This is a genomic window from Metamycoplasma phocicerebrale (genome assembly GCF_003383595.3).
GTDB classification, from domain to species: Bacteria; Bacillota_I; Bacilli_A; order Mycoplasmatales; family Metamycoplasmataceae; genus Metamycoplasma; species Metamycoplasma phocicerebrale.
Genome location: NZ_CP033058.2, coordinates 614,565 through 628,166, shown reverse-complemented (window position 1 = coordinate 628,166; position 13,602 = coordinate 614,565). Strand labels below are relative to the sequence as shown.

Genomic DNA, 13,602 nt, shown 5'->3' with positions numbered 1-13,602 from the left:
TTTGGCTAAAAAATATAAATTAATTAAGTTTGATTAAAAAGGAGAAAAAATGAATGACCAAAAAGAAATAAAAATTCCATCTCGTTATTTATATAATGGAAAACATTATTTTTTAGATGATGAAAATAAAGTAGTTAAATTAGAAGAAAATTACCATAAAAAATTATTAGCACATAAACCAGGCGCTTTTGGGGCTTTTAGAAAAATTACAGGTTCTGCTTTAGGAGACGTTTTAGAATTAACTAAATTTAATAGTCAATTTAGTGCTTTTGCCAGAATATCAGGCTTTGCGTTGCCCGTTTTAGATAAAAAATATGTTAATGCTGGTGTTAAAATTGAACCTAAAATTTTAGAAAAATTAGAAAATAAGTTTAATTTTAAAATTAAAAGATTTGATGCTAAAGAATATAATTACGATTATTTTAAAGAAAATGATCTTTTTGGGGGATTGCCCGATGGTTATTTAGAATCTGAAAACTTAGTTATAGAAATAAAAACAGCCGGGGCCAAAAAATTTGATTCGTGAAATAATGAAGGAATTAGTCCTAGTTACATAAAACAAGCTCAACTATATTCTTATTTAATAGGAGCTAAACGTTTTACAATAGTGGCTTGTTTCCTTGAGGAAGATGATTATAATAATCCTGAATGAGTAGATGTAAATAAAAGAATTTTAAAAAATTGATTTTTTAATGTTAATGAGAAACAAGTTGAAGATGATATGGAAACATGCCGTAAATGGTATGAACACTATACAAAAACAGGAATAAGTCCTAAATGAAATGATATGATCGATGGTGATTTAATAAAATATTTAAGATGTCATGATTCAAAAGAGTGAGAAGAATTATATTTAGAATGAGTTAAAGTGGGAAAAGCGGTTCCAGATTATGAAGAAAAATAAGAAATTTTATTCTTTTAATGATTTTGTAATTGCTAATACTACAAGACCTTGATTTATTTTTAATGATATTTCAACAGATTTTATTAATTTAAATCATAATGATTTAATTGAGAATATAAATGATTTAATTGAAGAAAAAAATGATAATTTAATTGAAGAAAGCCCCTTAGATTTATTAAATTTTAATATCGATGATATTGAATTGATTTTTGATAATTATATAAATAAGGAACTTAGCGAAGAAAACCAACAAAAAATTCAAAAAATTTCTACTTATGATAAGTTAGAGTTTTTAGAAAAAGAATTATCTAAAAATACTAAATTGCAAGAAAAATTTAATAAAGAAGATTTATATAAGAATATAAATTATTTATTTAAAATGTTTAATAATTATGAGTTATTAAATACAGGTTTAGATTTAGTTTCCAAACAAGGTATAGATTATTTAATTCAAACCTATAAAAATAATTATAAATTTAAGGAAGAAGAAATAATTTTTATTTCAGATAAACAAACAATTGAAACTAAAATAAAAGAAACACAAGAAGCCTTTAAAAAAAGCTATAAATTAATAATTAATCCTTGTCTTGAGTATAAAGGTTGCATATCTAAACCTATATTTATAGATATCCAAAATGGAATATTTGGTAATTTAAATTATTCTTCAAAAACAAAAAGAAAAAATTTATTAAAAGCATATTTTGATTATAAAATAATTTCTCAATATTTAGAAATTAAAAGCATAAAAATTTTAAGGCCTTTATACCAAAATAATAAAAACGTTAGAAAAGGTATTTTAAAATTTGAACTTTCAGAATATAGCTCGTTTTCAAAAGGTGGAGTTGATAGTAATTCTTTAAAAAATATACAAGCAGAAAGTGAAATTAATGCCAAATTAGTGTCTGATCCCAATTTTAACTATTCTAATACTAAAACTAAAAAAAATAATGTTACTATAATTGAACACGTTTTAAATGATTTAACTTCAGCGCAATATGATTTTAATGAAAAAAGGGTATTAATAGAAAAAACTAAATTAAGTAAATATACTTGTTCTTTTGATGAATTTTTATACCTTATAAAAAATCAAGATAATATAGATATAAATTGAAAACTTACTAAGGATGATTTTATTAATAATTTTGACAATGTTGGTTTTAATATTCTTATTAATAAAAATTATCCCCAATATCCTTTTGGTGCTAAAAAATTTTTTAAATTAATTTCAAATGAATTAATTAAAGAACCTGGTGATGATTTAAAAACACAAAAAGCAATCGAGTTTTTTACTAATAATTTAATATCTATTAATGAAAGCATAATTCAAACTGAAGAATATAAGGTTATCAGCGATACCAAAAGCAAAATTGCTTGATTTGATTTTGAAGGAGTTAGTTTACCTGTTCCTTTAGTAGATTATTTACGTCCTTGAAATCAAACAATATCTCAGACTTCGATTATTAAAACTCAAAATAATGAAATTTATGAGACATCTAATTATGTTTACGATCCATTAGAGTTAGGTTTAAATACTTATAAGAAAATAATTGATGATTTATACGATAATGAAATAGACTATTATATAGTTTATAATCAAAATTATGAAAAACCAAGATTAGAAGAAATTAAATTTAGATTAGGAATATATTTAGATAATAATAAAATTACTAAAAATGAATTTGAAAATTATGCAAATAAAATTGATTTCATAGTTAAAAGAATAGTGGACTTAGAAAAACTATTTTATAGTTCTAAAAATTTTGGTTGACCTATGGTATCAGATAGAATTATAAATATTGGATACATAAGGGATTCTTATTCAATAAAAAAATTAGAATATTTTGTTACTCAAAACCATATTTATAAATATTTAAAACATAAAATAACCCCTTATTCAGAATTAGAAGTAAAAAATGGAGCGTCTGCTCTATCCATAGCCACAACAAGAGCATTAAACGTTATAAAGGATAATGAATGAGCTAAAAAAGTAGAAGCTTTAAAAATTTATTGCCATAATGATGTTATGGCTATGCTTATGGTTGCTGATTTAGTTAAATTTTTAATGAAAAACAGTAAAGAATATTTTGATAATTTTAAAAAATACAATATTTAAAATAGCGAAAAAATAGGGAAAACAAACCCTATTTTTTGTGTTTTAATTTTAATATGAGTAGTTTACATAAAAATCGAGGAATGTTTTTGGAGACGATAATTAACCAAACCAAAGAATATTATTTAAAAAATAATATTTGTTTAATTCATAAAAAAAATTTAGATGTAACTTTTAGAAGCGTTGATTTAAATGATAAAAAATTAAAATTAAACGAAGCTCGTATAAAAACTAAAAGTTCAGTAGATTATTATGGAGTATATCAAGGAAAATTTTTAGCTTTTGAAGCAAAAAGCACAGAAGAAGATTTTTTACCTATAAATAATATAAAAAACCATCAAATAGAGTATTTAAATATAGTGGAAAAATATAAAGGAATATCTTTCTGAATTATCTTTTTTAAAAACCCAGGAAATTTTATTTTTATTAAACATAAAGATTTTGTTCAAATTTTAAAAAATAAAAAAGCAATCCATTATAAGGATGCTTTAACTATAGGAAAAAAATTAATTTTATCCTTTCCTGGAATTTTAAATATTGTGGAAAATATTATTTTTTAGTTTTTCTAAAAAATTCATCAACTTTTGTTTTTAAAACATCTGAAAATTTGAAACGTGGGTCCATTTTTTCAGGCACTTCTATGTTTTCTTTTGTAATATTGTGTTGTTGAACTTTGCTTGGAACATATTTAGAAGAAAAAACTCCAAAACCAGAAATTGCTACTTGTCTAGAACTTGCAATTTCTTCGATTATTATTTTAATCATCTCATCAAAGATAGATTCAATCATTGCTTGTTGAAATCCTGTTTGCTCTGAAGTTTTTCTAATTAATTCTTTTTTTGTCATGAGTTCTCCTTTACTAAACTCTAATCTGTAATTAGGTTTTTCATCAAACCTTTAATTATTTCTTTAGGGTTTTCTTTATTATATACTATTTTGTAAAGTCCATTAATTAAAGGTAATTTTATTTTATTATTGTCCTTATTTTGAGCATAAATATACTCTAACGCTTTTAAACCTTCAATTGTTATAGCATTTTCGTCAATTTTTTTATTAAAAAAACTTTTACCAAAACAATAATTTCTTGATTTATCCGATAATCCAGTTAGTATTAAATCACCTAACCCACTTAATTCATAAATTGTTTCTGGCCTCGCTCCCAAACTTAAAGAATATTTTTGCATTTCTTTTAAGCCTATTGTTAAGAGTGCTGCTTGAGTGTTTGTTGAATAACCTAAACCTTCAGCCATTCCTGAAGCTATAGCTATAACATTTTTAAAAGTAGATCCTACTTCCGCTCCAATAACATCATTATTAATTATGACTCCAAACCATTCATTTGAAAATAATTTTTTTACTTTTTTGGCTAATTGTATGTCCTTTGATACGCTATTAATTAAAGTAATATTTTTGTTTATTATATCAATAGCAAAAGAAGGACCTATCAAAGATACAATACCTTCTATATTAGGGTTTTCTTTTATTATTTTATCCATTTTAGTATGTATAAAATCGGTAGAATTTGGTCAAAAACCTTTAGACACATTTATGATTATTGTTTTATTGTTTATTTTTTTAACTAAATCAAAAAAAACATCAGGAATAAATTTGGTGGGTATTGCTATTAATATATAATTAGCTTCTTTTATTGCTTCTTCTAAATTTTTAGTCACTTCAAATTCATAAAGTTTTTTATTTTGAAAGTATTTAGAATTGTAACCTTTTTTTAAATCATCAAGTTCTTGATCATTTATCCCATATATAATAACATTTTGTTTATTTTCTTTTAATATAGAAGCACAAGCTGTGCCCATAGCTCCACTGCCTAATATTGCAATTTTATTTTCCATTATTTTTCCTCTCTTTTATTTTTATTTTTTAAAACTAATTGAATAGGAGTTCCTGAAAAATCATAGTTTTGTCTTATTTGATTTTCTATATATCTTAAGTAAGTAAAGTGAGCACAATTTGTATCATTAACAAAAAGCAAAAAAGTTGGTATTTTAGCTTCAATTTGTCTTGAAAAAGTAATAGATAATCTCTTACCTTTAATAGGTGAAGCAGGTTTAATCATTTGTGCTGTCATCATTAATGAATTAAGTTGATTTGTATTAATTTTTCTATTAATATTATTTTTTACTTTAATTATTTCATTTTTTAATTTAGATATTCTTTGCTTATTTTTAGCAGATATAAATACAACGGGAGCTCATTCTACAAATTTTAATTTTTTTGATAAAGATTTTTTATATTCATGCATTGTATTTGTATCTTTTTCAATCAAATCTCATTTGTTTACTATTATAATTAATGGTTTTTTTAGTTCGTAGACAATTCCTATTATATTTTGGCTAAAATGGCTAACTTCTTTTGTAGCATCTAACATCAATAAACATAAATCTGCTTCTTCTATTGAATCATTTGCTCTCATTAATGAGTAATGTTCAATACTATCAGTTAATTTGCTTTTTCTTTTGATTCCCGCTGTATCTATGATTTCAAATTCTTCTTCATTAATTTTTACAATAGTAGAAACAGAATCTCTTGTTGTTCCTTCTATGTCAGAAACTATAGATCTATTTTCATTTGATAGTGTATTTAATAAAGTTGATTTTCCAGCATTTGCGGGGCCGAGTATTGTTAGTTTAAAATTATTGTTAGTATTATCTTGGCTAAAATCTAAATTTTCAAGAATTTTATCTAAAAGGTTTCCAACACCATCGCCATGAATAGCACTTATTGGAAATATTTCTTTAAAACCAAGTTTATAAATTTGATTATCATAAACTTGATAATTTGTAGATTCCATTTTGTTTAAAACAAAAAGTATTTTTTTATTAGTTTTTCTTAATAAACTAGCTACAAAAAAATCTTCACTAGTTAAAGGTTGTCTTCCATCAACTATGAAAACAATAACTTTAGCTTCATTTATAGCAATTTCAGCTTGTTTTTTTATTTGTTCTTTAAAATCTTCATTTTCTTGTGTAATTCCGCCTGTATCTATAATTTTAAATTCATGACCAGATCACTTTGCGATGTCATAAATTCTATCCCTAGTTACTCCCGGAGTATCATATACTATTGATTTTCTTTTATCAATAACTTTGTTGAATAATGTTGATTTGCCAACATTTGGCTTTCCAATAATTGCAACAACATTTTTCATATTATTTTAACCTCTTCATAACTTCATCATACATAACTTTAAAATTTTCTTCAATACTTAAATTTGAGGTATCTATTTCTATGCTTCCCTCACTTACTTTTAAAGGATCAATGTCACGATGCATATCATTGTAGTCTCTTTCTTTTATTGATTGTAATATATCTTTGTAGTTTGAATTTATTCCTAATTCTAAATCTTGTTTAACTCTACGATCAGCTCTTATTTCTGGACTGGCTCACAAAAAGAATTTGACTTCAGCATTAGGCAAAATTCTATAGGTTGCATCTCTACCATCTACTATTATTCCTTTTTTATCTTCACCTAATTTTTGAATAAATTTGTTTACTTTTTCTCTAATAGAAGAAAATTTAGCTATACTTGAAGCGGCTTGTGATACTTTATCTTCTCTTATTTTTAAAGTTATATCTTCGTTATTTAAAATAATTTTGTCATCTTCAGTAATAAAAAGGTCCTTTATATTTCATGCTTTATTAATAGCTTCTTCATTAGCTAAATTAATATTGTTTTTTAATGCATTGTAGGCAATTGTTCGATATAAAGTCCCACTACTTATAAATTTATAACCTAATTTATTAGCTAGCATGTTAGCCATAATAGTTTTACCTACTCCTGAAGGACCATCTATAGCAATATTAATTTTTTTATTAGACATTTTAATCCTTTCAATCATCTTCAATTATTTTTTTAAATTTATCTTCTATGTTTATATTTTTCTTTTTTATACTATTTAAGTCCTCAAATTTACTCATTTTGTTTATTATTTTTTTTAATTCACCAGAAGCATAATGATGCCCTCTTTTTTTATTTTCTAAAAAAATTTTTAAATTATCAATATTTTTTAAATTATATTTTTTTGATAATTCAATTAAAAATTCTAATTCATTAATTGATTTTTTTCTAATATTTTTTAATTCAGTTTTTAATTCTTTATTATTACTTTTCTTATTTTTCTCCATCTTCAAATTCCAACGTAAAAATTTTAATTGAACCGTAACTTTCAATTTTTGGGTTTTTAATATTAACAAACTTAAATCTAATTGTTAATTCATTTAATCTTTTTCTAAAATTTCAAGATACATATTGATTATTATCATTAATTAAAGGCATTATTTTATATTCTTCTTTTTTATATATATCAGGGTAAGCTTCTGTTTTATTTATAACATCTGAAAATCAGCCAAATACTTCCTCTTGAAATTGTTGAGTTTTAAAGGTTTCATCTTTCTTTGCCTTTAATTCTTTTATTTCTAATTCTACTTGGCTTATTTTATTTATATCTTCAGAATTTTTATCTTCTTTATTCAAAAGAATTTCTAGTTCTTCAGTTTTTGATATTATTTCCTTGTCTATATTTTTATTAATTAATTGATATTTTTGAATTATTTTTTTTATTACTTTTTCATTAGTTGATCAATTATTAAAAAATAAAGTGCCAGGAGAAGTTTTTAATTCATTTGATAAAAACGTAGTATATTGAGTTGATTTATAATAATATTTTGATTCTGGAGTAGATCTAATTTTAGCTAATTCAAAACTGCCATTAGCATAAGTGTAATTTAAATAAACCTCAAAATGAATTTTTAATTTTTTGCTATCTCTTTCATCTTTTTCTAAATCAACAAATTTAAAATCTAAAAATTTAGTTTTTGTAAAATCTAAAAAATTATCAACATAACGACTAATAAATTCGTGAGAATCAAAAAGTTTAGGTGCGTTTTTTAGTATTTTAGATTTTTTATAACTTGATATATTATTATCTTTTAATTCGGGATGAGAATTTAAAAAATCTTGCATCTTTTTTTCACTCAATAACTTTTGAGCTTTAAAGTCTTTGTATAATGCTTCGGCCTCAATTTTTCCAATCACTTCGCTTTGTATTTTTATACTTTTAGCTGCTTTTTTAAACTGTTCAACTGATCAAAATTCTTTTTGTATACTTCTAGAGTTTTTAACAACATAATAAATTGCTCCGCCTATAGCAGGCAAAGTAATTGCAGGTACTAAAACCATTGTTAAAATTTCTGAAATTTTTCTTGCTCTTGATTTTTTATTTTTCATAGATACCATTTTACTTTAAAAATAATTTTTTAAAGCAAAAAACTAATAAAAAAGCTTAGTCTTAAGCGAGACAAAAGCTTTTTTATTGTTTTTCTTCTGTTTTTTTGTACTTTTTAAAAAAACGTTTTTTGGTTTTTTCTAAGTTTCTAATGTAATGACATTTAGGAAACGCAGAACATCCTATAAATTTTTGTTTTTTTATTTTTGTGTAACGATAAATTAGATTTGATCCACATTCAGGACATTTTTCATCTAATTCTTCACTTTTTAAAATGGTAATTTCTAAAGTACTTTCAATATCATCATATCTTTCATTAAAACTATCTCAGAATTTTTGCATAACCTTTTTATAATCTTCATTTCCTTCTGAAATTAAGTCTAATTTAGTCTCAATTTTTGCTGTATATTCTTCATTAATAGTTTTAGGAAAGCTTGTTAGCAATTTGTCTAAAACAACTTTTCCAAATTCTGTTGGATGTAAAGAGCCTTCTTTTGTTTCAACAAATAATCTTTGTTTAATAACAGATATTGTGGAAGCAAAAGTCGAAGGCCTACCAACTTTAATGTCATCTAATTTTTTAATTAAAGACCCTTCATTATATCTAGCTGGGGGCAGCGTTTCTTTATCTTCTTTTTCAAAATTATTAACTTTTATTTTTTGACCTTTTTTATAATCAGGAATATTAAGATCTTCAGTTTTACCAGAATAGGCATAATATCCATTAAATATAATTTTGCTAAACGATAATCTAAAGTTGTGCAATCCATTTATTAAATTAAAGCGATAAATTTCTTTAACCGGTGAAGCCATTAAAGACATGATAGTTTTATCATATATGATTTTATAAATATAAAAATCTATTTCAGAAAGTTTATACTCTTTTTTTGCTAATTCTGGAGTTAATTCAATTGAAGTTGGTCTTATTGCTTCATGCGCATCTTGCGTTCCGGCAAAACCCTTAACTTCTTTTGCAATATACTCTTGTCCATAATTATTAGCAATATATTTTTGAGCTTTGTCAATAAATGATTGGCTTAATCTAGTTGAATCTGTTCTTGGATAAGAAATTAAACCAGTTTCAAATAATTTTTGAGCTGAAGATTGAACTGTTCTAGAATTGTATTTTGCTTCTTTATATAAAATTGATTGTTTAAAAGGTGTATAAGCCGCTTCTTTTCTTTGGCTAATGGCTATATCATTTACTTCTAATTCATAATTGCTTTTTAAAAGTTCTTCATAAATGATTTGAGATTTTTCTCTTGTTAATCATGTATTATCCTCAAAATCTTTAGAATCTTTTAAATACAAAGAAGCTTTAAGTTCGTTTCCTAAATCAGCAAATATTTTTGAATAAATAATTGGGTTAAATTCTTCTATTTCTTTTTCTCTATCACAAACTAATTTTAATGCTATTGATTGAACTCTTCCTGCAGAGGGGTTTGTAGGAGTATTTTTAACTTTTTGTTTCATTAATTGTGATAATCTAAAACCAATTATTCTATCTAACATTCTTCTTGTTTTTTGTGCTTTTACTAAGTCATCATCTATAGATAAAGGATTATCTATAGCAAAATTTATTGCTTCTTCTGTTATTTCATTATATTTAATTCTTTTATATTTATCTTCTAATTTTAAAGTTGTTATTAAGTTGCTTGCTATAGCTTCACCTTCCCTATCAGGGTCTGTTGCTATTAAGACTTCAGAAGCATCTTTAGTAGTGTTTTTCAATTCCGTTATTATTGTTTTTTTTAAAGGATCAGGAATCATTTTTGGTTCTCAATTTTCAAAATCTATTCCCAAGTTATTTTTACCCGTTGTAGATAATTTTAAAATGTGCCCCACACTAGCTATAACTTTAATCTTATCTCCCACAATTTTTTGAATAGTATGAACTTTGTTTGGTGATTCCACTATCATAATTTTATTATCTGCCATAATGGATTCCTTTCTTTTATATAAGTATTTATTTTGAAATTTAAATTTAGTTTTAAAACCTAATTTATTGATTTATAAATAATAACATAAAAGAATTTAAATTAAAAAAAACGTTAGAATTGTTTTAACCAATCTTCACGTTTTTTATCTTCTTTATCTATCATTAAGTCCTTAATTTGTTTATTTTCATCTTTATTAAATTTAGGTATATAGACATCTAGTGAAACAATTAAATTACCTCTCCTTGATGAATTTTTATATGGATAGCCACAATTTTTAAAAACAAGAGGCTCATTTAAGCTTTGATTATTACTTAATTTTATTTGTTTTCTTCCATAAGGGGTAGGTATTTCTATAGTTTCTTCTAATAAAATGCTTTTTATAGATAAAGGCATTGTTATATATAAATCATTATTTTGTTTTTTATAATTTTTGCTTGGTTTTACTGATATTACGATGTATAAATCACCATTATTAGTTCCTGATGTTTCAGAAGGTAGGCCAAATCCTTGCAATTTGATGGTATCTCCGTTTTCAACTCCAGGCATGATTGAAAGTTTTTGAACAATATTCTTTTTTATTGATTTTTTACCATTACATTTATGGCATTTATTTCTAATAATTTTTCCTTGTCCGTTGCATGTTCTGCAAGGGGTTATTGTTGAAAAAATGGCTATTCTTTGTTTCACTTGTCCAGTTCCATTACAATCGTAACAAGTTACTATATCATTTTTTGATTCAGCACCATTCCCATTACAAAAATCACATTTTTCATACTTTTCTAAATTTAAATTAATTTCAGTTCCAAAAATTGCATCATTAAAGTCTAAATGCAATGCCATTTGCATATCGCTGCCATATGATTTTTGCTTTTGATTTCCAAATGAACCAAAAATATCTCCAAAAATATCTCCAGTTCCAAAACCAGTTCCAAAACCAGACCCAAAATTTTCAAAAAAGCTTCTAAAAATATCTTCAGAATCTCCGAATGAATATGAATTAGGATCAAATGCTGAATGACCATATTTATCATATTTTGCCCTTTTATCACTATCTGATAATATTTCATAAGCTTCTGAAATTTCTTTAAATTTTTCTTCAGCATCTGGAGAACTATTTTTATCTGGGTGGTATTGCATAGCTAATTTTCTATATGCAGTTTTAATTTCTTTTTCTGTGGCATTTTTATTTATGCCTAAAATTTCATAATAATCTCTTTTTTTCGACATAGTATATCAATTTTAGCACATTTTTAATTAGAGTGCTATTTTATTTATATTAAATTTTTATATTCAAAAATCGCTATTCTATTTTTTTTATTAATATCTTTTTTAAAAACCGTTTTTGGATAGTTTTTTTCTATTCATTTTTTTGAAAATTCATCAATTTCAAAAATTAAAAAACCACTATTTTTTAAGTATTTGCTAGCTTCATTTAATATTTTTTTATAAAAGTATAAACCGTCATCTTTTGCATATAATGCCTTTTTAGGTTCTCATTTTAATGATTTAGAAAAAATGTGCTTTTTATTTAAATAAGGCGGATTTGAAACTATTAGATCATATTTTTCTTTTATATTTTTAAACAAATTACTTTTAATTACTTTTAGATTGTCTAATTTATTTATTTTTGCATTTAATTTTGTTTGTTTTAACGCAAAAATAGAAATATCAGACAAGGTGACTTCACATTTTATATTTTTAGCTACAGCTAAACCAATAAAACCAGACCCACAACAAAGGTCTAAAACTTTCGAATTTTTATTAATATAATTATAAGATTCGATAATAACTTCTTCTGTTTCATATCTAGGAATTAAAACTTTGTATCTTATATCGATATAAACATTTTGCATTATTTGATATCCAATAATTTTTTGAACTGGATAATCTTTTTTTAATAATTTTTCTTCTTTTTTAGAGATAAAAAGAGGTTGCTCGTACCTTCTTTTTTCTTGTAGCAAAACCTCTTTTTCTATCATTATAAACCTGCCTCTTGTATTTTTTTAGCTTTCTCATCTGCTATCAAGGCTTCAATTATTTTATCTAAATCACCTTCTATAACTACTTTTAAAGAAGTGGAAAAACCTATTCTATGATCAGTTACTCTATCTTGAGGATAATTATAAGTTCTTATTTTTTCACTTCTATCCCCTGTTCCTGCTAATTTTCTTAATCCGCTTTCTTCTTCTTCACGTTTTTGAACTTCTATTTCATATAATCTACTTTTTAAAACTTTTAAAGCTGTTTCTCTATTTTGAATTTGGCTTCTTTCATCTTGAGAAGTTACTACTATACCTGTGGGTTTATGGGTAATTCTTACCGCTGAATCTGTTGTATTAACAGATTGCCCACCAGCACCCGATGATCTAAAAACGTCAACCTCAATATCTTCTGGTTTAATTACTATATTAACGTCGTCATCTATTTCTGGTAGTACTGTAACTGTAGCAGTCGAAGTATGGACCCTTCCCTGGGTTTCTGTTTGAGGAACTCTTTGGACTCTATGAACTCCACGTTCAAATTTAAGCTTAGAAAAAACTTTTTCACCTTTAATATTAAAAACTATTTGACTGTATCCTCCAGCTGAACCATATGTATAATCTATGATTTTTATTTTAAAATTATGATTTTCACAATATTTTTGATACATCTTAAAAAGGTCGCCTGAAAATATGTTGGCTTCGTCTCCCCCGGCAGCACCTCTTATTTCGACAATAACATCCCTTTTATCGTTTTCGTCTACAGGAACAAGCAATTCTTTAATTTTTTCTTCTAATTCATTCATTTTGGAAATTTGGTTATCAATGTCATTTCTGGCTAAATCAATAAGTTCGTGGTCCTTTTCATTAGCTAAAATATCCTTTGATAATAAATACAATTCTTCTATTTCCAAATACTTCTTAAAAGTAAAATAAATTTCTTCAATTTCTGCTTTTTCTTTAGAAATTTTTGTATATTGCTTAATGTCATTATATATTTCTGGATTATTCAGTTTTTGTTCTAGCTCTAAATATTGATTTAATATAGAACTTAAAGATTCGCGCATTGTTTTTTCCATGTATATAAGTATATTTTAAATAATCAAAAAATATAAAAAATAATATTCATTTTTTTATATAATATTAAACAAGCCGTCATAGCTCAGGGGCAGAGCACTTCCATGGTAAGGAAGGGGTCGCTGGTTCAATTCCAGTTGACGGCACCATTTATTTTTTAATACCATTCATTAATCTAGATTATTCTAGATTTTTTTATTATTAAAAAAAGTAGCTATGAAGCTACTTGATCTAATGTGATATGGCACGGGTAGCAAGACTCGAACTCACAACACACGGGGTTGAAGCCCGTTGTTCTACCATTGAACTATACCCGTATAAATGGTATGTTAATTATTTTACATTATTT

General features: G+C 24.8%; 13 protein-coding genes and 2 tRNA genes. 4 read left to right on the top strand and 11 right to left on the bottom strand.

Features of this window, described 5'->3' with window-relative positions; all coding sequences use genetic code 4:
* Positions 1–49: 49 nt before the first annotated feature.
* The 3 genes from DMC14_RS06445 to recU are packed head-to-tail and all read left to right on the top strand — an operon-like array spanning position 50 to position 3,574.
* Complete coding sequence (locus tag DMC14_RS06445) at positions 50–904, top strand: MAGa7180 family putative nuclease (protein WP_116171691.1); 855 nt, start codon at positions 50–52, stop codon at positions 902–904.
* Positions 891–3,017, top strand: a complete 2,127-nt coding sequence (locus tag DMC14_RS06440; RefSeq protein ID WP_116171690.1) for a UU173 family protein — start codon at positions 891–893, stop codon at positions 3,015–3,017. The genes DMC14_RS06445 and DMC14_RS06440 overlap by 14 nt, the downstream gene beginning before the upstream one ends.
* 53 nt (positions 3,018–3,070) lie before the next feature.
* Entirely contained in the window at positions 3,071–3,574 is a 504-nt protein-coding gene (gene recU, locus DMC14_RS02720) for a Holliday junction resolvase RecU (protein ID WP_116171689.1), read from the top strand.
* Here recU and DMC14_RS02715 read toward each other — a convergent pair.
* The 10 genes from DMC14_RS02715 to prfA all read right to left on the bottom strand — a co-directional run bounded on the left by DMC14_RS02715 (position 3,564) and on the right by prfA (position 13,255).
* Complete coding sequence (locus tag DMC14_RS02715; RefSeq protein WP_116171688.1) at positions 3,564–3,860, bottom strand: HU family DNA-binding protein; 297 nt, start codon at positions 3,858–3,860, stop codon at positions 3,564–3,566. The genes recU and DMC14_RS02715 overlap by 11 nt on opposite strands.
* A gap of 20 nt (positions 3,861–3,880) precedes the next feature.
* Positions 3,881–4,864: an NAD(P)H-dependent glycerol-3-phosphate dehydrogenase gene (locus DMC14_RS06435; protein ID WP_116171687.1), complete on the bottom strand. Its 984-nt coding sequence runs from the start codon at positions 4,862–4,864 to the stop codon at positions 3,881–3,883.
* On the bottom strand, positions 4,864–6,180 hold the full coding sequence (gene der, locus DMC14_RS06430; RefSeq protein WP_116171686.1) for a ribosome biogenesis GTPase Der: 1,317 nt from the start codon (positions 6,178–6,180) through the stop codon (positions 4,864–4,866). The genes DMC14_RS06435 and der overlap by 1 nt, the downstream gene beginning before the upstream one ends.
* 1 nt (position 6,181) lies before the next feature.
* Positions 6,182–6,853: a (d)CMP kinase gene (gene cmk, locus DMC14_RS02700; protein WP_116171685.1), complete on the bottom strand. Its 672-nt coding sequence runs from the start codon at positions 6,851–6,853 to the stop codon at positions 6,182–6,184.
* 1 nt (position 6,854) lies between these two features.
* Positions 6,855–7,157 carry a hypothetical protein gene (locus tag DMC14_RS02695; RefSeq protein WP_116171684.1) on the bottom strand — a complete coding sequence of 101 codons (303 nt, stop codon included), beginning with the start codon at positions 7,155–7,157 and terminating at the stop codon, positions 6,855–6,857.
* Positions 7,144–8,259, bottom strand: a complete 1,116-nt coding sequence (locus tag DMC14_RS06425) for a hypothetical protein (RefSeq protein WP_116171683.1) — start codon at positions 8,257–8,259, stop codon at positions 7,144–7,146. Before DMC14_RS06425 ends, DMC14_RS02695 begins: the two co-directional genes overlap by 14 nt.
* Before the next feature lie 82 nt (positions 8,260–8,341).
* A complete protein-coding gene (gene topA / locus DMC14_RS02685) occupies positions 8,342–10,195 on the bottom strand; it encodes a type I DNA topoisomerase (protein ID WP_116171682.1) in 1,854 nt (617 codons plus the stop codon).
* 113 nt (positions 10,196–10,308) lie between these two features.
* Positions 10,309–11,424: a DnaJ C-terminal domain-containing protein gene (locus DMC14_RS02680; RefSeq protein WP_116171681.1), complete on the bottom strand. Its 1,116-nt coding sequence runs from the start codon at positions 11,422–11,424 to the stop codon at positions 10,309–10,311.
* A 44-nt stretch (positions 11,425–11,468) separates the two neighbouring features.
* Positions 11,469–12,176 (bottom strand): peptide chain release factor N(5)-glutamine methyltransferase, encoded by a 708-nt coding sequence (locus tag DMC14_RS02675; protein WP_116171680.1) that lies wholly within the window; start codon positions 12,174–12,176, stop codon positions 11,469–11,471.
* On the bottom strand, positions 12,176–13,255 hold the full coding sequence (gene prfA, locus DMC14_RS02670; protein ID WP_116171679.1) for a peptide chain release factor 1: 1,080 nt from the start codon (positions 13,253–13,255) through the stop codon (positions 12,176–12,178). The genes DMC14_RS02675 and prfA overlap by 1 nt, the downstream gene beginning before the upstream one ends.
* A gap of 72 nt (positions 13,256–13,327) precedes the next feature.
* Between prfA and DMC14_RS02665 the strand changes: the two genes are divergently transcribed.
* Positions 13,328–13,402, top strand: a tRNA-Thr gene (locus DMC14_RS02665).
* A gap of 93 nt (positions 13,403–13,495) precedes the next feature.
* On the opposite strand, the gene DMC14_RS06420 is transcribed toward DMC14_RS02665, so the two are convergent.
* Positions 13,496–13,570, bottom strand: a tRNA-Trp gene (locus DMC14_RS06420).
* Positions 13,571–13,602: the final 32 nt, after the last annotated feature.